This is a genomic window from Streptomyces sp. NPDC004629 (genome assembly GCF_042873595.1).
GTDB lineage: Bacteria > Actinomycetota > Actinomycetes > Streptomycetales > Streptomycetaceae > Streptomyces.
Window position 1 is genome coordinate 67,657 of record NZ_JBIALO010000018.1, and the last position, 23,483, is coordinate 91,139.

Annotated in this window: 15 protein-coding genes and 4 pseudogenes; 9 read left to right on the plus strand and 10 right to left on the minus strand. The window is 70.6% G+C overall.

From position 1 onward, the window contains the following. Window positions 1-78 precede the first annotated feature (78 nt). From ACFYTE_RS26190 to ACFYTE_RS26205, 4 genes are all read right to left on the minus strand, one after another. On the minus strand, window positions 79-1,827 hold the full coding sequence (locus ACFYTE_RS26190; RefSeq protein WP_388715042.1) for an NAD+ synthase: 1,749 nt from the start codon (window positions 1,825-1,827) through the stop codon (window positions 79-81). An 86-nt stretch (window positions 1,828-1,913) separates the two neighbouring features. Continuing rightward, window positions 1,914-3,854: a protease pro-enzyme activation domain-containing protein gene (locus ACFYTE_RS26195; protein WP_388715044.1), complete on the minus strand. Its 1,941-nt coding sequence runs from the start codon at window positions 3,852-3,854 to the stop codon at window positions 1,914-1,916. A 211-nt stretch (window positions 3,855-4,065) separates the two neighbouring features. Continuing rightward, complete coding sequence (locus ACFYTE_RS26200; RefSeq protein ID WP_388715047.1) at window positions 4,066-4,692, minus strand: DUF305 domain-containing protein; 627 nt, start codon at window positions 4,690-4,692, stop codon at window positions 4,066-4,068. A gap of 10 nt (window positions 4,693-4,702) precedes the next feature. After that, window positions 4,703-5,377 carry a DUF3105 domain-containing protein gene (locus ACFYTE_RS26205; protein WP_388715051.1) on the minus strand — a complete coding sequence of 225 codons (675 nt, stop codon included), beginning with the start codon at window positions 5,375-5,377 and terminating at the stop codon, window positions 4,703-4,705. Window positions 5,378-5,852: 475 nt separating this feature from the next. Here ACFYTE_RS26205 and glnA point away from each other — a divergent pair, with 475 nt between their 5' ends. After that, window positions 5,853-7,214 (plus strand): type I glutamate--ammonia ligase, encoded by a 1,362-nt coding sequence (gene glnA, locus ACFYTE_RS26210; protein ID WP_388715054.1) that lies wholly within the window; start codon window positions 5,853-5,855, stop codon window positions 7,212-7,214. Between the two features lie 661 nt (window positions 7,215-7,875). Here glnA and ACFYTE_RS26215 read toward each other — a convergent pair. The 3 genes and pseudogenes from ACFYTE_RS26215 to ACFYTE_RS26225 all read right to left on the minus strand — a co-directional run bounded on the left by ACFYTE_RS26215 (window position 7,876) and on the right by ACFYTE_RS26225 (window position 10,917). Beyond that, window positions 7,876-8,205 (minus strand): DHHA1 domain-containing protein, encoded by a 330-nt coding sequence (locus tag ACFYTE_RS26215; protein WP_388715057.1) that lies wholly within the window; start codon window positions 8,203-8,205, stop codon window positions 7,876-7,878. Between the two features lie 93 nt (window positions 8,206-8,298). Beyond that, a pseudogene (locus ACFYTE_RS26220) lies at window positions 8,299-8,472 on the minus strand (transposase); the annotation flags it as partial. Window positions 8,473-8,544: 72 nt separating this feature from the next. Beyond that, on the minus strand, window positions 8,545-10,917 hold the full coding sequence (locus ACFYTE_RS26225) for an FG-GAP-like repeat-containing protein (RefSeq protein ID WP_388715060.1): 2,373 nt from the start codon (window positions 10,915-10,917) through the stop codon (window positions 8,545-8,547). 482 nt (window positions 10,918-11,399) lie between these two features. On the opposite strand from ACFYTE_RS26225, the gene ACFYTE_RS26230 reads away from it, so the two are divergent. Beyond that, a complete protein-coding gene (locus ACFYTE_RS26230) occupies window positions 11,400-11,630 on the plus strand; it encodes a hypothetical protein (RefSeq protein ID WP_388715063.1) in 231 nt (76 codons plus the stop codon). A 469-nt stretch (window positions 11,631-12,099) separates the two neighbouring features. Next, entirely contained in the window at window positions 12,100-15,093 is a 2,994-nt protein-coding gene (locus ACFYTE_RS26235) for a bifunctional [glutamine synthetase] adenylyltransferase/[glutamine synthetase]-adenylyl-L-tyrosine phosphorylase (RefSeq protein WP_388715066.1), read from the plus strand. Here the strand turns inward: ACFYTE_RS26235 and ACFYTE_RS26240 are convergent. Together ACFYTE_RS26240 and ACFYTE_RS26245 are read right to left on the minus strand one after the other, a co-directional pair. Then, window positions 15,081-15,950, minus strand: coding sequence for a phosphatase PAP2 family protein (locus ACFYTE_RS26240; RefSeq protein WP_388715069.1), 870 nt, complete (start codon window positions 15,948-15,950; stop codon window positions 15,081-15,083). The two genes, ACFYTE_RS26235 and ACFYTE_RS26240, sit on opposite strands and share 13 nt — an antisense overlap. A 193-nt stretch (window positions 15,951-16,143) precedes the next feature. Continuing rightward, entirely contained in the window at window positions 16,144-17,178 is a 1,035-nt protein-coding gene (locus ACFYTE_RS26245; RefSeq protein ID WP_388715072.1) for a LacI family DNA-binding transcriptional regulator, read from the minus strand. Window positions 17,179-17,570: 392 nt separating this feature from the next. Between ACFYTE_RS26245 and ACFYTE_RS26250 the strand changes: the two genes are divergently transcribed. From ACFYTE_RS26250 to ACFYTE_RS26275, 6 genes and pseudogenes are all read left to right on the plus strand, one after another. Then, window positions 17,571-18,863 carry an extracellular solute-binding protein gene (locus tag ACFYTE_RS26250; protein ID WP_388715075.1) on the plus strand — a complete coding sequence of 431 codons (1,293 nt, stop codon included), beginning with the start codon at window positions 17,571-17,573 and terminating at the stop codon, window positions 18,861-18,863. A 144-nt stretch (window positions 18,864-19,007) separates the two neighbouring features. Continuing rightward, window positions 19,008-20,012 (plus strand): carbohydrate ABC transporter permease, encoded by a 1,005-nt coding sequence (locus ACFYTE_RS26255; RefSeq protein WP_388715078.1) that lies wholly within the window; start codon window positions 19,008-19,010, stop codon window positions 20,010-20,012. 13 nt (window positions 20,013-20,025) lie between these two features. Then, on the plus strand, window positions 20,026-20,934 hold the full coding sequence (locus ACFYTE_RS26260; RefSeq protein WP_388715081.1) for a sugar ABC transporter permease: 909 nt from the start codon (window positions 20,026-20,028) through the stop codon (window positions 20,932-20,934). Between the two features lie 57 nt (window positions 20,935-20,991). Further along, entirely contained in the window at window positions 20,992-22,656 is a 1,665-nt protein-coding gene (locus ACFYTE_RS26265) for an alpha-amylase family glycosyl hydrolase (protein ID WP_388715083.1), read from the plus strand. 150 nt (window positions 22,657-22,806) lie between these two features. Then, window positions 22,807-22,968 (plus strand): annotated as a pseudogene (locus ACFYTE_RS26270) (hypothetical protein); the annotation flags it as partial. A 79-nt stretch (window positions 22,969-23,047) separates the two neighbouring features. After that, window positions 23,048-23,209: pseudogene (locus ACFYTE_RS26275) on the plus strand (DUF262 domain-containing protein); the annotation flags it as partial. Window positions 23,210-23,234: 25 nt separating this feature from the next. On the opposite strand, the pseudogene ACFYTE_RS26280 reads toward ACFYTE_RS26275, so the two are convergent. Further along, window positions 23,235-23,418: pseudogene (locus tag ACFYTE_RS26280) on the minus strand (IS110 family transposase); the annotation flags it as partial. Window positions 23,419-23,483 lie beyond the last annotated feature (65 nt).

Genomic DNA, 23,483 nt, shown 5'->3' on the forward strand with positions numbered 1-23,483 from the left:
TCACCACAACGACGCCGCACCCGAAGGACGGGCCCGAAACGTCAGCGCAACCGTTCCAGCTGCTTGGCCGGCGCAGCGCTACTCTCGCCAGTTGTTGGTGATGGGGAGGCGGCGGTCCTTGCCGAAGCCCTTGGGGGAGATCTTTGTGCCCGGCGGGTACTGGCGGCGCTTGTACTCCGCCGTGTCCACCATCCGCAGCGTCCTGGTGACCAGCGCCGCGTCGAAACCGGCGGCGACGATCGTGTCCGCGCCCTTGTCGTGGTCGACGTACAGGTCGAGGATCGCGTCCAGGACCGGGTAGTCCGGCAGCGAGTCGGTGTCGACCTGGCCGGGACGCAGCTCGGCGCTCGGCGGCTTGGTGAGGGAGTTCTCCGGGATCGGCGGGGTCCGGCCGCGCTCGGCCGCCGCCCGGTTGCGCCACTCGGCCAGCCGGAAGACCGACGTCTTGTACACGTCCTTGATGGGCCCGTACGCGCCCACCGAGTCGCCGTACAGCGTCGAATAGCCCACCGCCAGCTCCGACTTGTTGCCGGGGGCGAGGACGATGTGGCCCTCCTGGTTGGAGATCGCCATCAGCAGCGTGCCGCGCAGCCGCGACTGAAGGTTCTCCTCGGCCAGCCCGGTCAGCTCGGTCGACGCCATGTACGCGTCGAACATGGGGGCGATCGGGACGGTCCGGAAGTGGAGCCCGGTGCGCCGGGCCAGCTCGGCCGCGTCGTCCTTGGAGTGTTCCGAGGAGTACTTCGACGGCATGGACACGCCGTACACATTCTCCGCGCCCACCGCGTCGCAGGCGATCGCCGCCACCAGCGCCGAGTCGATGCCGCCCGACAGCCCGATCAGCACGGACCGGAAGCCGTTCTTGCGCACATAGGCGCGCAGGCCGGTCACCAGCGCCGAGTACACCTCCTCGTCGTCGTCGAGGCGGTCCGCGTAGCCGCCGGTCCGCTCCGCCGGGTAGGCGGGCAGCGGGTCCTCGGAGAGGATCACCCGGTCGATGCGCAGCCCGTCGTCCACCACTCCGGTGGGCGGCTGCGCCGGGGCCGCGGGCAGGTCCAGGTCCAGCACCACACACTCCTCGGCGAACTGCGGGGCCCGCGCGATCACCTCGCCGTCGGCGTCGACGACGATCGAGTCGCCGTCGAAGACCAGCTCGTCCTGGCCGCCGATCATGGCGAGGTAGGCGGTCGTGCAGCCCGCCTCCTGGGCGCGCTTGCGCACCAGTTCAAGCCGGGTGTCGTCCTTGTTGCGCTCGTACGGGGAGGCGTTGACGGACAGCAGCAGGCCCGCGCCCGCCGAGCGCGCGGCGGGCACCCGGCCGCCGTCCTGCCACAGGTCCTCGCAGATGGCCAGGGCGACATCGACGCCGTGCACCCGCACCACCGGCATGGTGTCGCCGGGCACGAAGTAGCGGAACTCGTCGAAGACGCCGTAGTTCGGCAGGTGGTGCTTGGCGAAGGTCAGGGCGACCGCGCCGCGGTGCAGCACCGCCGCCGCGTTCTGCGGGGCGCCGGGCGGCTGGCCGTACCGCGGCTGGGCGGCCTCGCTGCGGTCCAGATAGCCGACGATCACCGGCAGCTCCCCGAAGCCCTCCTCCGCGAGCCGGGCGGCGAGCGAGCGCAGCGCGGCGCGGGACGCCTCCACGAAGGACGATCTGAGGGCCAGGTCCTCGACGGGATACCCGGTCAGCGCCATCTCCGGGAACGCGACGAGATGCGCTCCCCGCTCGGCGGAGTGCCGGGTCCAGCGGAGGATCGTCTCGGTGTTTCCGGCGAGGTCGCCGACGCGCGAGTCGATCTGGTTGAGGGCGAGACGAAGTTGAGGCACGCGCCCAGTGTAATCGTCAGAGCGACGCGATCGGGGTGGCGCGGAGTGTGGTGCACCCCACGCCACCCCCGTCCGGCGCCACGGGATCAGCGACGGCGGTACGACTGGACGTAGCCGCCGGCGGGCGTGCCCACGCCGGTCACGTCGTCGTAGCCCCTCACGGCCTTGAGCGAGCTGTCCTTGCCGAGGCTGCGGACCGAGGTGAGCAGGCCGTCGGCGGAGTCGTAGCCGTTGGCGAAGTCGACGCGGGCGACCGCCAGGCCGGAGCCCGTCGGGTCGTCGGTGACGTCGTGGTACGCCTTCGAGCCGTACTTGGCGTAGATCACCGGGTTGGCGAAGCCGATCGCCTTGCCGCCCCGCGCCTCCTGGGCCAGCGCCTGCACGGCCGCGATCACCGGCGCGGCCAGCGAGGTGCCGCCGATGCGGTACTCGCTGTACCGCGCGGACCCGTCCGGGAGGGTCTGGGTCTGCCCGACGAGGAAGCCGGTGTTCGGGTCGGCGACCGCCGCGATGTCGGGGACGACCCGGTTGCCGGCCGCGCTGTTCGCCTCGGCGAGCGAGTCCGGGACGACGCCCCGCTGATAGAAGGGCTCGGGCACGGTCCGGCTGGTGCCGCCGCCCGCGCCCGAGGTGAACGCGCCGGGGAAGTCGGTCCAGCTCCCGCCGTCCGCGGACAGGTTCGCCTTCTCGGTGCCCCAGCCGGTCTCCCACAGGTACGTCTCGCCCTTGCCGACGGCCAGCGAGGTGCCGCCGACCGCGGTCACCCACGCCGAGTCGGCGGGGGTGTCGACCTGTTTGGTGCCGGTGTTCGCGACCTCGTCGCCGTTGTCGCCGGAGGAGAAGTAGAAGCCGATGCCCTGGACCGCGCCGAGCTGGAAGACCTGGTCGTAGGCGGCCTGGACGTCCGGCGTCTCGTTGGCCTCGATGTCGCCCCAGGAGTTGGAGACGATGTCGGCCAGATGGTTGTCGACGATCTTGCCGAGGGAGTCGAGCAGATCGTCGTCGTAGCAGGACGAGGCGCCCACGTAGGTGACGGAGGCCTCCGGCGCGACCGCGTGCACGGCCTCGACGTCCAGGGTCTCCTCGCCGTACCAGCCGGCCGCCCCGCACTCCTCGGTCTTCGTGTAGTTCCTGGGCAGCACCTGGCGCAGCCCGCCGGTCTTCCAGGCCGCGTCGCCGTGCTTGCGCGCGTAGGCGGAGGCGTCGGAGGCGATGGTCGGCGAGGCGTAGGCGTCGGTGATGGCGATGCGGACGCCCTTGCCGGTGTACCGGCCGGCGCCGTAGGCGGCCCGCAGCTGCTTGCCGGTGTAGCCCTTGACGGCGTACGGGATCTTCTGGCCGTACGCGCTCGGCAGCGTCGTCGCGGTGTTCGAGCCGTAGTACGAGGAGAACGGCCCGGCGTTCTTGAACACGGCGTCAGGCGGGGGCAGTTGGTCCTGGTGGTGGGCCTTGTGCGGCGCGTTGTCCAGGCCCGTGACGGTCAGCACGGCGCCGCCCAGGCCCCGCGGCACGGAGGCGGTACGGGCGGGCGCACGGTAGGTCTTCGCGCCCTTGGCGTAGTCGTGCAGCCGGGTGCCGAAGGCCCGCTCGGCGGCCGCCACGTCACCGGAGACGGCGATGTAGTGCCGGGTGACCTCGGTGACCTTCAGACCGGCCGAGGACAGCCACGACGTCACGGCCTTCACCTGGGCCCTGGTCGCGCCGAAGCGGGCCTGTGCCTGTGCGGCGCTCAGGTATCTGCCGTACAGCGGCGAGGACGGGTCGGAGACCGCCCTCGCGTACGCCGTGAGGCCGGACGCGTCCCGGCCGGCCAGATACACCCGGGCCGTGACCCGGGCGGCGTCCGGGGTGGCGCCCCTGTCGGCCCCGGCCGTGGCCCACGCGGGTCTGGTGCCCGCGAGCGTGTTCCGGGCCGGGCCGTCCGCGGCGTGCGCCGCGGGTATGCCGAGCGCCAGTGCGCCGGCGAGCATCGGCAGTGTAGCCGCCATGCTCACACCGGCGCGCGCCGTGGCGCGGTTGGATCTCATAGAACCCCCTGCGATGCGGTTCGCATGCACGTAGTGGTCGCGGTCGTCGCCGATCCGCACCGGGGCCCGCGGCGGTCAGGGGCCCGCGAGTGGATCACACGATGGGTGCCACTCTTACGGATGAACCGTTCATGTCAGGGGAACGCGGGGGTCAAGAGAAGCTCAAGTAGCCCTCATCCGGGGCGAATTGGGGCTTTCGTCCGCCGGGGTGTCAGGAACGGGGCGCCGCTCCGCGCTTCTTGAGCATGTCGGCCATCAGCGCGATCTCGGACTGCTGCGCCTCGACCATGCCCTGCGCGAGCCGCTTCTCCACCCCGACGGTGCACCGGGCGATGCACCCCTCGGCCATGTGCACACCGCCCTGGTGATGGTCCGTCATCAGCTGGAGGTAGAAGACCTCCGCCCGCTCGCCCGACAGCGTGCCCAGCTTCTTCAGCTCGCCGTTGGTCGCCATGCCCGGCATCAGCGCGCCGTCCTTGCCGGCGGGCATGCCGCCCATACCCATCCAGGTCATCGGCGGCTCCGCCGACACCTTCGGCAGCCCCCACAGGTCCAGCCAGCCGAGCAGCATGCCCCGCTGGTTGGCCTGCGTCTGCGCGATGTCGTAGGCGAGCCGCCGGACCTCCTCGTCGTCCGTGCGGTCGCGCACGATGTACGACATCTCGACGGCCTGCTGATGGTGGACCGCCATGTCCCGGGCGAACCCGGCGTCCGCCGACTCGGCGCCCGGCACCGCCGAGCCGGAGCCCCCGTCCTCGGCGACCGCGTAGGTGATCGCGCCCGCCGCGACCAGCGCCGCAGCCGCGGTCCCGGCGACCCAGCCGATGTGCCGCTTCACCGCGCCGCCCTCACTTCATCGTCCCGCCGGTGCACGAGGCACCCGGTTCGGGCGTCTGCTTGCCCTGCACATACGTCGAGAAGAACGTGTTCACCGCCGGGTCGTCCGCGCTCTTCACGGTCACCTGGTGGCCCCAGGCCGACAGCATCAGCGGGGCCGCCTGGTCCTCGTACGGGCTCATCAGCGAGTACGGGGTCTGCTTCACCTTGGCCGCGAGCGCGTCCACGTCCGCCTTCTTCGCCGCCGCGGTGTACGTCACCCAGACGGCGCCGTGCTCCAGCGAGTGCACCGCGTTCTCGTTCTTCACCGCCGAGGTGTAGACATCGCCGTTGCAGTTGAGCCACACCGGGTTGTGGTTGCCGCCCACCGGCGGCTGCATCGGGTACGTCACACCCGTCTGGACGTGGTTGCGCGCCAGGTCGCCCTTCCAGGTGCGCACCCCGTCATCGCCGGTCACAAAGTGCCCCGAGTCGCCGGCGCCCTTGGAGTCGTCCGACGCGCTGTCCGTCGAATCGGACCGCGTGTTCACAAGAACGACACCGCCGACGACCAGACCGGCGACGACCACCACGCTCGCGGCGATGGTGAGCAGCCGGTTGCGGCGCTCGCGGGCCCGCTCGGCCCGCTGCATCTCCGCTATGCGGGCCTTGCGCGCCGCGCTGCTGTTGTTCTTCGCGGAAGCCATGAGGCGTGTCCTTCTGGGGGGAAAGGGGCGAAAGGTGCGGGGCGTGGTGCGAGGGTGCGGTTGCGGGGTGTGTGGTGCGGGTGTGCGGTGCGGGGGTGCGGGTGTGTGGTGCGGGTGTGCGGTGCGGGGTGGCGCTCGCCGATCGTAATGGGCGAGGGACGGCGTTTCGTAGGGAGGGCACCGCAATCGGGGGGACGGGAGTGAAGTGAAGCGCGGGAACATGCCGCCTCGGCGACGCGCACCAAAACGGGCGGGAACGATCGGGATCGGCCATTACGGATGGCGGTCCGGGCAGGCAAGATGGGCGGCAGAGCAGTACACCCGCCGGACCCGGCGCGTTCCGTGCGAGGTCGGCCGGGCGATCAAGGTCCGCAACGCGCATGAAATGGTGTTGTGGTGGGATGCTCAGGTGCCCGACCGCCTCCGGTGGCACCGGGGAAAGGCGGCCTGACCAGCAAGGATGGGGAAGCGGAAGATGGACAAGCAGCAGGAGTTCGTGCTCCGGACCTTGGAGGAGCGCGACATCCGGTTCGTACGCCTGTGGTTCACGGACGTGCTGGGCTTCCTCAAGTCCGTCGCCGTGGCCCCCGCCGAGCTGGAACAGGCCTTCGACGAGGGCATCGGCTTCGACGGCTCCGCCATCGAGGGCTTCGCCCGGGTCTACGAGTCCGACATGATCGCCAAGCCCGACCCGGCCACCTTCCAGGTCCTGCCCTGGCGCGCCGAGACCCCCGGCACGGCCCGCATGTTCTGCGACATCCTCATGCCGGACGGCTCCCCGTCCTTCGCCGACCCCCGCTACGTGCTCAAGCGCGCCCTGGCCCGCACCTCCGACCTGGGCTTCACCTTCTACACCCACCCGGAGATCGAGTTCTTCCTGCTGAAGGACCGCCCGCTCGACGGCTCCCGCCCTACCCCCGCCGACAACTCCGGCTACTTCGACCACACCCCGACCAACATCGGCATGGATTTCCGCCGCCAGGCGATCACCATGCTGGAGTCGATGGGCATCTCCGTCGAGTTCTCCCACCACGAGGGCGCCCCCGGCCAGCAGGAGATCGACCTGCGCTACGCCGACGCGCTCTCCACGGCCGACAACGTCATGACGTTCCGCCTGGTCATGAAGCAGGTCGCGCTGGAACAGGGCGTGCAGGCGACCTTCATGCCGAAGCCGTTCAGCGAGCACCCCGGCTCCGGCATGCACACCCACCTTTCCCTCTTCGAGGGCGACCGGAACGCGTTCTACGAGTCGGGCGCCGAGTACCAGCTCTCCAAGGTCGGCCGCTCCTTCATCGCCGGACTGCTCCGGCACGCGGCGGAGATCTCCGCGGTCACCAACCAGTGGGTCAACTCCTACAAGCGCATCTGGGGCGGCTCCGAGCGCACCGCGGGCGCCGGCGGCGAGGCACCCTCGTACATCTGCTGGGGCCACAACAACCGCTCGGCCCTGGTCCGGGTGCCGATGTACAAGCCGGGCAAGACGGGCTCCGCGCGCGTGGAGGTCCGCTCCCTCGACTCGGGCGCGAACCCGTACCTGGCCTACGCCGTCCTGCTGGCCGCCGGCCTCAAGGGCATTGAGGAGGGCTACGAGCTGCCGCCCGGCGCCGAGGACGACGTCTGGGCCCTGTCCGACGCCGAGCGCCGCGCCATGGGCATCGAGCCGCTGCCGCAGAACCTCGGCGAGGCCCTGACCCTGATGGAGCGCAGCGACCTGGTCGCCGAAACCCTCGGCGAACACGTCTTCGACTTCTTCCTGCGCAACAAGCGCGCGGAGTGGCACGAGTACCGCTCAGAGGTCACGGCCTTCGAACTCCGCAAGAACCTGCCGGTACTGTAAGCGCAGGTCAGGGCAGCTTTCTTGCTGATTCGCCGAGTGGGGCTGACAGCCGCAGAGTGTCAGCCCCACCGCGTTTTATGGGCCCTGGGCCGCTTTGTATGGGCGGTCTGCACAGTCGGAGTGAGTGCGCCTTCCTACTACCTGTGATTGTTCGCTTGGCCAACGGGCAACCTTATGGCGCTGGATTCGCTCCGAGTTCGTATGATGCGCGGAGGCTCTGCCGGTCTGCCCGCGGGCGCCAGTACCACCTTCAGCATCACCGGAGGTCTTCTGTTCGAGTCGACCAGGGTGGTTCACCTGGTCCCGGGGAATGATCCCAATCAGGCGAACAACACCGCTTCTTCCGTGGATGTCGTACCGAGCCGGCGCCGCTGCCTCCGTGGCTGCTGTCGGGGTGGCCTCCTACCTCCGTCGCCGCGGCACCGGAAGGGCGCAGACTTCACGCGTTTGATGAGTGACAGCGGGTGCGCCGGTGCTGGCAGCGGATCGACGGTGCGCCGCGCTGCTGGGGCGATCTCGCTGAAGGTGTCGAGCCCACGCTTCCGGGTAACGGCCCGGGTCGGCCGCCGCCCGACGGGTGTACTCGTCGGCGGAGAGCCCCAGGGCAGCGGCATGTGCGTCGATCGCGGCCTGTTCTGCGGGGGCGAAGGCCATCGTAGGGTCATGCTCCGAGGCTGGTCGGGCCCGCCCAACGGGGGTCTGAGCGGGCCCGCAGGTCCTGGCCGTTATCGGTGGCCGAGGAGAGAGGTGGCGTCCTCGGCTGCGGAGGCGAGGCCTGGTCGAGGTGTTCGGGACGGAGTCCACCCGCGCCGGCGAGGGCGCCGCCGCCTCCGCCGCCGACCGTCTTCGCGGCGCGGGTGATGACCTGTGCGGCCTGGATGCCGCGGCCGAGCAGGTGAGGCGAGACCGCCGCGACGAGCAGGGCCTTGCCGGAATGTTCCAGGGCCAAGACCACGACCGCGGGGCCGGCAGCCAGGTTGTGTGACTGCATGCTCAGGCCGCCCGTGCTGCCGCCGCCGACGGGGACTCAGGCGGCTTCACCACCGCCTTCCGGGCCGCCTCCGCCTCGACGGCGACCTTCTCCAGACCAGGCACCGACCCGATCCGGCATCTCCCGCCACTGCGCTCCCGAGCGGAACTTCCAGATCACGCCCTCGAACTGCTGTCGCAGCCGCTCGGGAGACGGGCCGTACCGGCCGACCGGCAGATACGGCTCGACGAACCCCCACCCCTTGTCCGTCAGTTGCGCTCGCGCCATGCGCACCGCACTACCGGATCCACCCTCGCAGCGAGGGCGGATCCAGCAATTGATCACCACTCGATACAGGCCCTAGTTGCCGCCGCGGTTGAGCCAGGCGCGGACCGCGCCGCCGTCGTAGACGACGAGGTAGTCGGCTTTGCCGTCGCCGCTGATGTCGGCGAACTGGACATATGGCCGGGGGTAGTTGGACGCGTTGGCCCAGTTGTAGCGGGCCTCGAAGCTACCGTTGCCCCCGCCACCTCGGTTGAGGAAGGCGTGCACCGAGCCATCTGCGCCGACCTGCAGATAGTCGGCCCGGCCGTCGCCGTCGCCGTCGGCGAACCGGACGGCTTCCAGCGACGAGCCGCGGGTTCCGCCGGCCCAGTTGAGCCACAGCGGCCATTCCGGGGGAGTCGGGTTGTCGCTGACTTGCCCGCTGGTGGGGTCCCACTGGTTCTGGTACACGTGGACCGCGCCCTCCTCGCCGACCCGCAGGATGTCGTCACGTCCGTCGCCGGTGACGTCCGCGAACCGGAGATTGTTGCGGCTGAACGGCTCCTCGTCGAACACGACCCCCCATTCGACGAACTTGAGCGTGCCGTCCGGTCCGGGAAAGTTGATGTAGGCCCGTACCTCGCTGTCAGAACTCACCACGAGGTAGTCGTCGCGTCCGTCCCCGTTGAGGTCGGCGAACCGCACCTGGTCCCCGAGGACGCCATCCGCCGGCTTGTACGTGCCCGCGTCCACCCAGTCAGGTTGGCCAGGGGTGCCCACGGTGTTCACCGAGGCGCGAAAGCCGCCGTCGTCACGGACCTGGAGGTAGTCGGCCCGCTGGTCCCCGTTGAGCTCGGTGATGACCGTGCGACCCTCCCGGGTGCCGTATCCGGGGGCGATCACGCCCAGCGCGCGCCAGCCCTCGCCGAGAGCGGTCTCACCCGAACCCAACCCGGAGTCCCCGGGGTCGTCGGTTCCGATGCCCGAGTCCGTCGGGTTGCAGTCGGCAGGAGCATGCTCCAACAGCGGCGTCTGAAGCCAGCCCTTGGCGTTCGCCTCCTGCACGGAGTCGTACCAGGCGTCGGCCATCTTCGCGTAGCCGGCGTCCGTCGGGTGGGCGTCGTTCTCCAGCCCGTCACTGACCTCAACTCGCGCCATGGCCACCGACAGGACGTGCTTGCCCTCGCGTTGCAGGTCCTCCACCATGCCGGGCAGCGCGGCGTTGTAGGCGTCGATGCGCGGCTGCAGCCCGGCCTTGCCGGTCGGGATGAGCTGGGCGACCAGCACCGTGGCACGCGGTGAATCCGCCAGCGCCTGGTTCACCAGCTTCCTGAGCCGGTCGGGTGCGGTTTCCAGGTTGTAGTCCTGGTTCATGTCGTTGGTGCCCGCGTGCAGGGTGATCAAGTTCGGCTGGTACCGAGGCACGCTGCACGACGCGAAGGCCGCGATCTCGTCGATCCGGTCGCCCGGATGACCCTCGTGGTCGGGGTCACTCATCGAGCCGGACTGCACCGACCCGACGAAATCGACGCTGGGAGCGCTGCCCTGCAAGTAGTTGTACAACTCGTCGCGGTAGCCGTTCCCGTCGGAACTCTCCACACCGTACGTGATCGAGTCTCCGAGCGGCATGACCCGCAATGCGACCGGGATCTGGACCCGGGAGACCGCATCGGCGAGGTGCCTGCCGACGTCCGCCAGGAACTGGCCCGCCGCCGTGCAGCCCTCCTTGAAAACGCCCCACCCGGCGGCCAGCTTCTCACCCAGCCGGACAAGCGCCGCCCCCAGACGTTCGATGTGAGCGGGCAGCACCTCCTTGGACCAGTCCTTGACCCCGCCCTCCCAGGCGGCTCCGCCCGCGGCCGTAATAAGCGCACCGGCGAGCGTCTTGGCCCACGCCTCGCCGTCCTTGAGCGTGCCGTCGATCGCCTGGATGATCATTCCCCGCGTCAACCCACCGACAAAGCCGCCGATGGAGACACACATGACGGCCGCCTCGGGAAAGAAGCCGATGCAGCCGGCCCGCACCGCCAGCCCGGTCAGCGCCCCCGCGGCCGTGGCCAGGATGTCGGCCCACCACGAGGCGTTCGTCAGCGGCTCACCACCGTCGACGCGCACCGCAATCCCGGTGTCCGTCATCGACAGTTCCCCGTCGAAGTCGATCCAGTTGCCGGTGCCGGCACCACCCCCCGATGTGCCGCTCGAAACCGCCTCGAAGTCCTCGCGGAAGGTATCGCTGAGGAGCGGGTTGCGGTTCTGGGTCTCGTCGAGAACCTGGCGCATCCGGTCAGGGTCGAAGTCGGACGCATCCAGATACAGGGTGACCGACTCGTCCCCCGCCACCGCCGTGGAAAACTCTCCCACCGAGCCACCCGGCGCGGCCAGGCGCAGTCCCGCCGCTGCTGTCTGCGTCGCCGGCATCGCCGACGCCGCAGGTACCAGGCCGAGCAGCAAAGCCACCAGGACGGACATGATCACGGCCGTACAGCCAGTCGTTCTTCGCGTATTCACGCGCACCTCCCCCATCGAAGGAGGAGATCGTTTCGAGCCCCGACAAGGGCGGAATGAACGCCCGATGAACACTGACGACCAAGGTCTGTGATGCTCAACGTCGCGTCAACATCAGGCCCGTTACGGCGGCGGAGCGTGGACCGTGCCCGGGACAAACTGCCGCCACCCACTCCCATCCGAGGCCGCCGAGCCCCGGCGGCCGGGCCGGAATGCAGCCGGCCCGGGCGCCGAAGGTTCCGGGTTCCGACGAGACAGGCCAGTCAGCTCGCCGCGACGCAGGCCGGCCCGGTGGCGCTTCATCCCTGCCGACCGCGAAGGCCAGAAACCCGCGTACCGCAGTGAGCACCTTGTTGACGCGCCGCTCGCCGCGCACCGGCTGCGTACCAGGACCGCGCACCACGGGCTCGTCCTCGACTCCGGCCGGAACATACTTCAGCCAGACCATGAACAAGCCCATGTCGGAGATCAATCCCGGGGACACCCTGCGGATCACCTGCGCGGACGAGTCCCTGACCACCCGCATCACCGCGGGATGCCGAGGACCCCGCCGCGATCGGCGACCGGACCCGACCCACGACGAACTCGTCGCCGCGATCCACGACATCTACCCGCCCGAGAAAGAGGCCCTCGGCGTCTTCGCCCTCCACCTCACCCTCACGCAGGCGGGCACCTGAGACGCCACGGGGGGAAGTACAGACATACGTGCCCAGTCGCGTACGACTCCTTCGCCTCCCAGGCCGCGGCCGGCTCCCGCAGCCGCCCTCGTCGGCGACCCGCACCACCGCGCTGCGCGCCGTGCGCTTCCGTGCGCCGGTGCGGAAACGCGGCGCCCCGCCCGCACGGCGGGCAGCGGTGTCACGTGCGGGCGCCCGTCCGGCCGTACGGTCGGGATCCAGAAACGCAGCAACGCCTCGGCATCGGACCAGGCGGGTGCGCCCGCGCCGGAGCCGCGGCGGTCCGGTTCGCCCTCGGGTACCCGCATCGTGCCTCCCCGTGATCGGCCGACCGACGGTCCCTGCCCAGGACGGACCGGGCGGGCGCCGCGGAACTCATCGCCGTCCGTCCCGGCGCTTCACCGGGGCTCTCCGGTTAGGCTCTCGCCAGGACGACCTTGATCCGACCCGACCCGAGGGGAGGCCGCGCATGACGCCGGGGCGCAGGAGCAGTACCTTCACGCGACTGCTGCGGCACGGCTTCACCGACCCCTCCGGCGCCGAGCGGCTGCTCGACGGCGCCGAGCTGGCCCCTGTCCGCAGCGACCCGGTCCTGCTGGAGGCACTGGGCGCCACCGCCGACCCGGACCTCGCGCTGGGCGGCCTGGTACGCCTGCTGGAGGCCCAGCCCGACCCCACCGCCCACCGCGAACTGCTCGACACGCTGATAGCGGCCAAGCCGCTGCGCGACCGCCTGCTCGGCGTGCTCGGCGCCTCCGCGGCCCTCGCCGACCACCTGGCCCGGCACCCCCGGGACTGGGCGGAGCTGGTCACCTACGAGCCGCACGACCTGCACCCCGGCGTGGCGGAGTTCGAGCGGGGCCTGTCCGAGGCCACCGACCCGGTCTCACTGCGCGTCGCCTACCGCCGCTGTCTGCTGTCCATCGCCGCCCGCGACGTGTGCGGCACCACCGACGTCGCCCAGACCGCCGCCGAACTCGCCGACCTCGCCACCGCCACCCTGCGCGCCGCCCTCGCCGTCGCCCGCGCCGCCGCCCCCGAAGACGCCGCGCTGTGCCGGCTCGCGGTGATCGCGATGGGCAAGTGCGGCGGCCACGAGCTGAACTACGTCTCCGACGTGGACGTGATCTTCGTCGGGGAGGCCGCGGACGGCGCCGACGAGGCCAAGGCGCTCAGGGCCGCCGCGAAGCTCGCCTCGCACATGATGCGGATCTGCTCCGAGACCACCGTCGAGGGCTCCATCTGGCCGGTGGACGCCAATCTGCGCCCCGAGGGCCGCAACGGCCCACTGGTGCGCACCCTCAGCAGCCATCTCGCCTACTACCAGCGCTGGGCGAAGACCTGGGAGTTCCAGGCGCTGCTCAAGGCCCGCCCGGTGGCCGGGGACATCGAACTGGGGGAGGAGTACATCAGCGCCGTCGAGCCCCTCGTCTGGACGGCCGCCGAGCGCGAGAACTTCGTCCCCGACGTGCAGAAGATGCGTCGGCGCGTCGTCGAGAACATCCCCGCCGCCGAGGTCGAACGCGAGCTGAAGCTCGGCCCCGGCGGCCTGCGCGACGTCGAATTCGCCGTGCAGCTCCTGCAGTTGGTGCACGGCCGGTCCGATCCCGCGTTGCGCAGCGGCACCACCCTGGACGCGCTTGAGGCCCTGGCCGCCGGCGGCTACGTCGGCCGTGCCGACGCCGCCCGGCTGGACGAGGCGTACCGCTTCCTGCGCTGTCTGGAACACCGCATCCAGCTCTACCGGCTGCGCCGCACCCATCTCGTCCCCGACGACGAGGCCGACCTGCGCCGCCTCGGCCGCTCCCTCGGTCTGCGCACCGACCCGGTGGACGGGCTGCTCCGCGAGTGGCGGCGGCACACCGGCGTGGTCCGCCGCCTGCACGAGAAGCTGTTCTACCGTCCACTGCTCGACGCGGTCGCCCAACTCGCCCCGGGCGAGGCTCGGCTGAGCCCCGAGGCGGCCCGGGAACGGCTGGTCGCCCTCGGCTACGCCGACCCGGCTGCCGCGCTGCGCCACCTGGAGGCGCTGGCCGCGGGCGTCACCCGCAAGGCGGCCATCCAACGCACCCTGCTGCCCGTCCTGTTGGGCTGGTTCGCGGACTCCGCCGACCCGGACGCGGGCCTGCTCAACTTCCGCAAGGTGTCCGACGCGCTCGGCAAGACCCCCTGGTATCTGCGGCTGCTGCGGGACGAGGGCGCGGCGGCCGAGAACCTGGCCCGCGTGCTGTCGGCCGGCCGGCTCGCCCCCGACCTGCTGATGCGCGCCCCCGAGGCGGTGGCCCTGCTCGGCGACGGCGACGGGGCCGGCCTCGAACCGCGCGGACGCGCGGGCCTGGAACCGGAGATCCTGGCCGCCGTGGGCCGCGCGGAGAACGCCGAGCAGGGGGTCACCGCGGCCCGCGGGGTCCGCCGCCGGGAACTGTTCCGCACCGCCGCCGCCGACATCGTCGACTCCTACGGCACCGAGGCCAACCCCGTCGAGGCCGACCAGGGCGCGCTGGTGGACCGGGTGGGCGCCGCGGTCTCCGACCTGACCGCGGCGACCCTCGCGGGCACGCTGCGCGCCGTGGTCAGGGCCGGCTGGGGCGACACCCTGCCGACCCGCTTCGCGATCATCGGCATGGGCCGCTTCGGCGGCCACGAACTGGGCTACGGCTCCGACGCCGACGTGGTCTTCGTACACGAACCGCAGGACGGCGTGGGCGACCACGAGGCGGCCGCCGCGGCGGGCAAGGTCGTGTCCGAGATGCGCCGGCTGCTCCAGCTGCCCAGCGCGGACCCGCCGCTCTTGATCGACGCCGATCTGCGCCCCGAGGGCAAGTCGGGTCCCCTGGTGCGCACCCTCAAGTCGTACGCGGCCTACTACCGCCGGTGGTCCCTGGTCTGGGAGTCACAGGCGCTGCTGCGGGCCGAACCGGTCGCCGGGGACGCGGACCTGGGCCGCCGGTTCATCGAACTGATCGACCCGCTGCGCTACCCAGCCGAGGGCCTGGGCGACGACGCGGTCCGCGAGATCCGCCGGCTGAAGGCCCGCATGGAGTCCGAGCGGCTGCCGCGCGGCGCCGATCCGAAGCTGCACACCAAGCTGGGCCCCGGCGGGCTCTCCGACGTCGAGTGGACGGTGCAGCTGCTCCAGCTCCGTCATGCCTGGGCCGAGCCGGGACTGCGCACCACCCGCACCCGCGAGGCCCTTGCCGCCGCCCGCGCGGCCGGGCTGATCTCCGCCGAGGACACCGCGACCCTGGACGAGGCATGGGTGCTCGCGACGCGGGTGCGCAACGCGGTCATGCTGGTCCGCGGCCGGGCCGGCGACACGTTCCCCACCGACTCCCGCGAACTCGCCGCCGTGGGCCGCTACCTCGGCTACACCTCGGGTCACGCCGGCGACATGCTGGACGCCTACCGCCGCACCACCCGCCGGGCCCGGACGGTCGCTGAGGAGCTGTTCTACGACGCCTGAGCCCACGACGGCGAGCGTCGGCCCGGTGGCTGCGACGGCACCAGGCGGGGCAGTGCGTAGGGCAGGGAGCCGTACCACAGCCCGGCCAGGGTGTAGCCGAAGGCCAGGCACAGCATGCCGCCGACCGCGTCGAGCCAGAAGTGGTTGGCGGTGGCGACGATGACCACCAGGGTCGCCGCCGGGTACAGCAGGCCGAGTACCCGCACCCAGGGCACCCTGGCCAGCGCGAAGACGGTCAGCCCGCACCACAGCGACCAGCCGATGTGCATCGAGGGCATCGCGGCGTACTGGTTGGACATGTGCTTCAGATCGCCCGAGGCCATCGAGCCCCACGTCTGGTGGACCATCACCGTGTCCACGAAACGGCTGCCGTCCATCAACCGGGGCGGGGCGAGCGGATACAGGTAGTAGCCGACCAGGGCCACGCCCGTCGTCGCGAACAGCACCAGGCGCGTCGCCGCGTAGCGCCCGGGGTGGCTGCGGTACAGCCACACCAGCACCGTCAGCGTCACCACGAAGTGCAAGGTCGCGTAGTAGTAGTTCATCCCCACGATCAGCCAAGTCACCGAGTTCACGGCGTGATTGACCGATTCCTCGACGGCGATCCCCAGCCGGTGCTCGGTCTGCCAGATCCAGTCGGCGTTGCGCAGCGCCTTGCCCCGTTGCTCCGGGACCGCGTTGCGGATCAGTGAGTACGTCCAGTAACTCACCGCGATGAGCAGGATCTCGAACCACAGGCGGGGCCGTCGCGGGGTGCGCAGCCGGCCGAGGAAACGCTGCTCGCTCTCGCCCGTGACGGCCTGCGGAACGGCCCCCTCCTCGCGACCTTCCGGCTGTGTCACGGTCGAGTCACTCATAGGCACAGAGTCTGCCAGAAAAGCTATCTCCCGCAGATCATCCCAAGGTCGGGTCCGCAACGCATGTTCTACGCCGCAGGGACCCCCCACACCTCCACCTGGAGGGCGAGCGGTGGGCGAGCTGTGGGTGCGGTGCGGGGCGCCGGTTCTTCGGGGTGGGTTCCGCGGCGGTCGGCCGGTGGTGTGGGGCGGGTCAGGGGCGGGCCCGGTCGCCGGGGGCCGATGCTGTCGAACCGCGTACCACCAGTTCCGGCATGAACACGAACTCACTGTGCGGAGCGGGAGTTCCGCCGATCTCCTCCAGGAGCGTGCGCACCGCCGCCTGTCCCATCGCCGGTACCGGCTTGCGGATCGTGGTCAACGGCGGGTCGGTGAAGGCGATCAGCGGGGAGTCGTCGAAGCCGACCACTGAGACGTCCCGCGGGACGTCCAGGCCACGCTGCCGTACCGCCCGTATCGCGCCGAGCGCCATCATGTCGCTGGCGCAGACCACGGCCGTACAGTCCCGGTCGATCAGCGCACCGGCCGCCGCCTGGCCGCCCTCCAGCGTGTACAGCGAGTGCTGGACCAGCTCCGCCTCGACCACCTCAGCGGCGAGCCCCAACTGGTCCCGCACCGCCCGCACAAAACCCTCGATCTTGCGCTGCACCGGCACGAACCGCTTCGGCCCGAGGGCCAGCCCGATCCGGGTGTGCCCCAGCGACACCAGATGGGTCACCGCCAGCGTCATCGCCGCCCGGTCGTCGGGCGAGATGAACGGCGCCTGCACCTTCGGCGAGAAGCCGTCGACGAGCACGTACGGCACGCCCTGCGCGCGCAGCCGCTCGTAGCGCTGCATGTCGGCGGTGGTGTCCGCGTGCAGCCCGGAGACGTAGATGATCCCGGCGACCCCGCGGTCCACCAGCATCTCGGTCAGCTCGTCCTCCGTCGACCCGCCCGGGGTCTGCGTGGCGAGCACCGGCGTATAGCCCTGGCGGGTCAGGGCCTGCCCGATGACCTGCGCCAGGGCGGGGAATATCGGGTTCTCCAGCTCCGGGGTGATCAGCCCGACCAGGCCCTCGCTGCGCTGCCGCAGCCGCACCGGCCGCTCGTAGCCGAGCACGTCGAGCGCGGCGAGCACGGACTGGCGGGTGGTGGCGGCGACGCCCGGCTTCCCGTTGAGGACGCGGCTGACGGTCGCTTCGCTCACCCCCGCTTGCGCAGCGATGTCCGCAAGCCGTGTGGTCACGCCACCGGACTGTACCGGTCGGCTCTCTCCCTGCCCACCGATCGGACGCCGGGCACGACCCGTCGCACGGCTCGCTGCGGGTTGCTGCGTCATCGCGGTCCCTCGTCCCTCTGGTCGGCCTCGGATGGCAAGAGCTTGCAGAGTCTTGCACAAGTTGCCCCGTGCCCGCTGATCGGCCGCGTCATCGGGTAGCGAAGGGGTCGAGGGCCGATAACGACAGGGTAACCCCGGTGATCTCTTGCACTTTTTTTCTGCAAGGTCTTTCGCAACGCTTACATCGCTGTTACGTTCACGTCGCCCGGCGGACGCAACGGCGCAGTCGGCAAGTCGCGGGGACGGCGGACGGGACCGCTCCCCGCACCACTCGGGCTTTTCACCCTCAAGGAGAACTCATGCGGCGTGGCATAGCGGCCTCCGCGCTGGTGGCGTCCCTCGCCCTCACGGCGACGGCGTGCGGCGGAAGCGACAGCGGCAGCGACAACGGCGACAACGGCGACAATGCTGACGGCCCGGTCACCATCACCTGGTGGGACACCTCCAACGCCACCAATGAGGCGCCGACGTACAAGGCCCTGGTCGAGGAGTTCGAGGCCGCCAACAAGGACATCAAGGTCAAGTACGTCAACGTCCCCTTCGACCAGGCGCAGAACAAGTTCGACACCGCCGCCGGCGCCAAGGGTGCCCCGGACGTGCTGCGCTCCGAGGTCGGCTGGACCCCGGCGTTCGCCAAGAAGGGCTACTTCCTGCCGCTGGACGGCACCGCCGCCCTCGCCGACCAGGCCACGTTCCAGCCCAGCCTGATCACCCAGGCGCAGTACGAGGGCAAGACGTACGGCGTGCCGCTGGTCACCGACACCCTCGCGCTCGTCTACAACAAGGCCCTGTTCGAGAAGGCCGGCATCACCGAGGCCCCCAAGACCTGGGACGAGCTGAAGTCCGCCGCCGCCAAGATCAAGGACAAGACCGGCGCCGACGGCTACTGGGGCTCCACCCAGGCGTACTACGCCCAGTCCTTCCTGTACGGCGAGGGCACCGACACGGTCGACGCCGCCGCCAAGAAGATCACCGTGAAGTCGGCCGCCGCCAAGAAGGCCTACGGCACCTGGCTGAGCCTGTACTCCGGCAAGGGCCTGCACAAGGCCGACACCACCGCCGACGCCTACGCCCACATCCAGGACGCGTTCGTGAACGGCAAGGTCGCCGCGATCATCCAGGGCCCGTGGGAGATCACGAACTTCTACCAGGGCTCCGCCTTCAAGGACAAGGCCAACCTGGGCATCGCCACCGTCCCGGCCGGCTCCACCGGCAAGGCGGGCGCCCCGACCGGCGGCCACAACCTCTCGGTCTACGCCGGCTCCGACAAGGCGCACCAGGAAGCGGCCCTGAAGTTCGTCAACTTCATGACCTCGGCGAAGTCCCAGGAGACCGTCGCCCTGAAGAACTCCACGCTGCCCACCCGCGACGACGCCTACACGGCCCAGGTGAAGGCCGACCCCGGCATCGCCGGCTTCCAGGGCGTGCTCGCCGCCGCTCAGCCGCGTCCCGCGCTGCCCGAGTACAGCTCCCTGTGGGGCCCGCTGGACACCGAACTGCCGAAGATCGCCGGCGGCAAGGAGTCCCTGGACGCGGGTCTGGGCAACGCCGAGGTCGCGATCGAGAAGCTGGTCCCGGACTTCAGCAAGTAGGGCCCGCGTGGCCGTCGGCTCCGCCCCCGAGCGCGCGACGTCGCTCGAACAGGGGAACCCCGCGCGCAGGGGAGGGAACCGGCGGCCACCGGCCTGCGCCCGCCCCACCCCCGAACCGCAGACCTGCGAGAAGGTTGTCGAACCATGACAGTCGCCATCGACCGCGCGACCGGCAAGCGCCACGGTGACCGCGCGCCTCGGCCCGGGCTGGGGCAGCGCCTGAAGCACGGCTACCAGAGACACTGGTACGCCTACGCCATGATCGCCCCCGTGGCCGTGGTGCTCGGCGTCCTCGTGCTCTACCCCCTGGTGTACGGCCTCTACCTCACCCTCACCGACGCCAACAGCCTCAACACGGCGCGCACGATCGGCGTCAACCACATCGAGGCCACCTACGAGTTCATCGGCCTGGACAACTACAAGGACGTCCTGTTCGGCCCGACGGCCTACGACCGCTTCTGGTCGCACTTCATCTGGACGATCGTGTGGACCGCGCTGTGCGTCGCGCTGCACTACTGCATCGGCCTCGGCCTCGCCCTGCTGCTCAACCAGCGGCTGCGCGGCCGCACCGTCTACCGGCTGATCCTGGTCCTGCCCTGGGCCGTGCCCACCTTCGTCACCGTCTTCGGCTGGCGCTTCATGCTCGCCGACGGGGGCATCATCAACTCCGCCCTCGACACGCTGCACCTGCCGACGCCCCTGTGGCTGGAGGACACCTTCTGGCAGCGGTTCGCCGCCATCATGGTCAACACCTGGTGCGGGGTGCCCTTCATGATGGTCTCGCTCCTCGGCGGCCTGCAGTCCATCGACACCGCCCTCTACGAGGCCGCCGAGATGGACGGCGCGAACGCCTGGCAGCGGTTCCGCTATGTCACCCTGCCGGGCCTCAGATCCGTCAGCTCCACCGTCGTACTCCTCGGCATCATCTGGACCTTCAACCAGTTCGCCGTCATCTTCCTGCTGTTCGGCACCACCGCACCCGACGCGCAGATCCTCGTGACCTGGGCCTACTACCTGGGCTTCGGACAGCAGCCGCGTGACTTCGCGCAGTCGGCCACCTACGGCATCCTGCTGCTGGCCATCCTGATCGTCTTCACCTCGTTCTACCGCCGCTGGCTGAACCGCAATGAGCAGCAGCTCGCGATCTGAGGCAGGAGTTCCCATGAGTACGACCACCGTCGAGACCTCCGCCACGGTGACCGAGGACCGCCCGGCGCCCGCCGGCCGAAGGCACCGCGCCCGCGGCGAGCGCAGCCTCGCGGCGTCCCTCGCCTCGCACGGCATCCTGGTCGCCGGGAGCGTCGTGGCGCTCTTCCCGGTCGCCTGGCTGGTGTTCCTGTCCCTCGGCCCGGACAAGGACGACTATCTGCACCCGGGCGGCATCTGGCGGAAGATGACGTTCGACAACTACACGTTCGTCCTGAAGCACACGAACTTCTTCGACTGGCTGAAAAGCTCCCTGATCGTCTCGCTCGGCACCACCGTGCTCGGTGTGCTGGTCGCCGCCACCACCGGATACGCGGTCTCCCGCATGCGTTTTCCGGGCTACCGGAAGTTCATGTGGGTGCTCCTGGTCACCCAGATGTTCCCGGTGGCCGTCCTCATGGTGCCGATGTACCAGATCCTGGCCGACCTCCAGCTCATCGACAGCTACTTCGGCCTGATCCTCGTGTACTGCTCGACGGCGGTGCCGTACTGCGCCTGGCTGCTGAAGGGCTATTTCGACACCATCCCGTTCGAGATCGACGAGGCGGGACGCGTCGACGGGCTGACCCCCTTCGGCACGTTCGCGCGCCTCATCCTGCCGCTCGCCAAGCCGGGACTCGCGGTCGCCGCCTTCTACAGCTTCATCACCGCGTTCGGCGAGGTCGCCTTCGCCACCACCTTCCTGCTGGACGACCAGAAGTACACGCTCGCCGTCGGCCTGCAGAGCTTCGTCAGCGAGCACGACGCCCAGCGCAACCTCATGGCCGCCACCGCGGTGCTGGTCGCGATACCCGTCTCCGCGTTCTTCTACCTCGTGCAGAAGAACCTGGTGACCGGCCTCACCGCCGGCGGCACGAAGGGCTGACGCCCGCCACCGCACCAAGCCCCCCTGACCCGAACTCCTTTACGCACCAAGGACGCCATGAGCCAGCACTCCGCCGACCCGGCCCCGAACACCGCCCTCGCCACCGTCGCGGGCCACCGCGACTGGTGGCGGGACGCGGTGATCTACCAGGTCTATCCGCGCAGCTTCGCCGACAGCAACGGCGACGGCATGGGCGACCTGGAGGGCATCCGTTCCCGACTTCCCTATCTGCGCGCCCTCGGCGTGGACGCCGTGTGGCTCAGCCCCTTCTACGCCTCGCCGCAGGCCGACGCGGGGTACGACGTCGCCGACTACCGGGCCGTGGACCCCATGTTCGGCAACCTGCTGGACGCCGACGCGCTGATCCGCGACGCCCACGCGGAGGGCCTGCGGGTCATCGTCGACCTGGTGCCCAACCACTCCTCCGACCAGCACGAGTGGTTCAAGCGCGCGCTCGCCGAGGGCCCCGGCTCGCCGCTGCGGGACCGCTACCACTTCCGCCCCGGCAAGGGCGCCGACGGTGAACTCCCGCCCAACGACTGGGAGTCCATCTTCGGCGGGCCGGCCTGGACGCGGCTGCCGGACGGCGAGTGGTATCTGCACCTGTTCGCCCCCGAGCAGCCCGACTTCAACTGGGAACACCCGGCCGTCGGCGACGAGTTCCGCTCCATCCTGCGGTTCTGGCTGGACATGGGCGTGGACGGCTTCCGCATCGACGTGGCGCACGGTCTGGTGAAGGCGGAGGGCCTGCCCGACCTCGGCGCGCACGACCAGCTCAAGCTGCTGGGGAACGATGTCATGCCGTTCTTCGACCAGGACGGCGTGCACGCCGTCTACCGCGAGTGGCGCAAGGTCCTCGACGAGTATTCCGGCGAAAGGATCTTCGTCGCGGAGGCGTGGACGCCGACCGTCGAGCGCACCGCGAACTACGTCCGCCCCGACGAGTTGCACCAGGCGTTCAACTTCCAGTATCTGAGCACCGACTGGGACGCCGTGGAGCTGCGCCGGGTCATCGACCGCACCCTGGACGCCATGCGCCCGGTCGGCGCGCCCGCCACCTGGGTGCTGTCCAACCACGACGTCACCCGGCACGCCACCCGCTTCGCCAACCCGCCCGGCCTCGGCACTCAGATCCGTACCGCAGGGGACCGCGAGCTGGGGCTGCGCCGGGCCCGCGCCGCCACCCTGCTGATGCTGGCGCTGCCCGGCTCGGCCTATCTCTACCAGGGCGAGGAGCTGGGCCTGCCCGACGTGGTCGACCTGCCGGACGAGGTCCGCCAGGATCCGGCGTACTTCCGCGGCGCGGGACAGGACGGCTTCCGCGACGGCTGCCGGGTCCCGATCCCGTGGACCCGCGAGGGCTCCTCCTACGGCTTCGGGCCGGGCGACAGCTGGCTGCCGCAGCCGTCGGTCTGGGGCGAGCTGAGCGTGCAGGCGCAGGACGGCGTGCCCGGCTCGACGCTGGAGCTGTACCGCTCGGCGCTGGCCGTGCGGCGCGCGCAGCCGGACCTCGGCGCGGGCGACGGTGTGGAGTGGCTGCGCGCCCCGGAGGGCGTACTGGCCTTCCGGCGCGGCGAGTTCGTGTGCGTCACCAACACGACGGGGGAGTGGGCGACGACTCCGTCGTACGGCCGCGTGCTCCTGGCCAGCGACGAGGTGCCTGAGACAACCGGCGAGGCCAAGGTACCGTCCGATACCACGGTGTGGTGGACGACGGCCTGACCATGTGAGGGCCTGCCGCTCGTCAGGGCGGCGGGCCCGTGAACCAGCCATCCTCTCACTCTCGGTCCTCTCCGGAGCGGCCCACCGTCGCGCCGCCGCCACCGCACCGCCCCACAGCACGCTGCGCAAGCTCCTCGGCCTGGACAGACCCCGCACTATGCGACGGTCATGGATGACGGTGGCCTGTGCCTGGAGGACGGCAGCGTGCATACCTCCCCATCAGCCGCCGCCACGGCTCTGGCCGGTAACCAACAGAACGGCTGGAAGGCGTTCGCCACCGAGGACGGCACTCCGCTGGGGGAGCTGCGGTGACCCGCGCCGCCGGGGGTGCGTCGGCTTACTATGTGAACGCCCCAGGAGGTGGATCAAGGCCGGAGTGACCCAGCCGGAGGTGAGCCGTGTCGCTCCGCCCGAACTCGTCGCGTGGGCACAGAACGGACGGATCCGGGTGCCGCAGTTCCAGCGGTCGTATCGCTGGGACTTTGAGGACGCCGAGCGACTGTTCGACAGTATCTTTCGCGGCTATCCGATCGGCAACCTGCTGATGTGGCGCAAGCCCGCGCCCGCCGCCGAGCGTGGGTGCCGATGCCCGGGACCGCGACGGTCTGCTCGTCGAGCGCGTCGAAGATCGTCGATCAGCCGGGCGGCCATGCGCGGGGTCTTGGGCCGTATCACCTCAGCCAGCCTGCGGCGACCGGCCTTTCGCAGCGCGGCCGGGGAACCGTAGCGTTCCAGCAGTCGGGTGCTGGCCCGGTTGTCCAGGCACCGTCGACCGTGTCGCCTGATGCCCCGCGCCCGAAAATCCTTGCAGCAACTTTCCCCCGCCC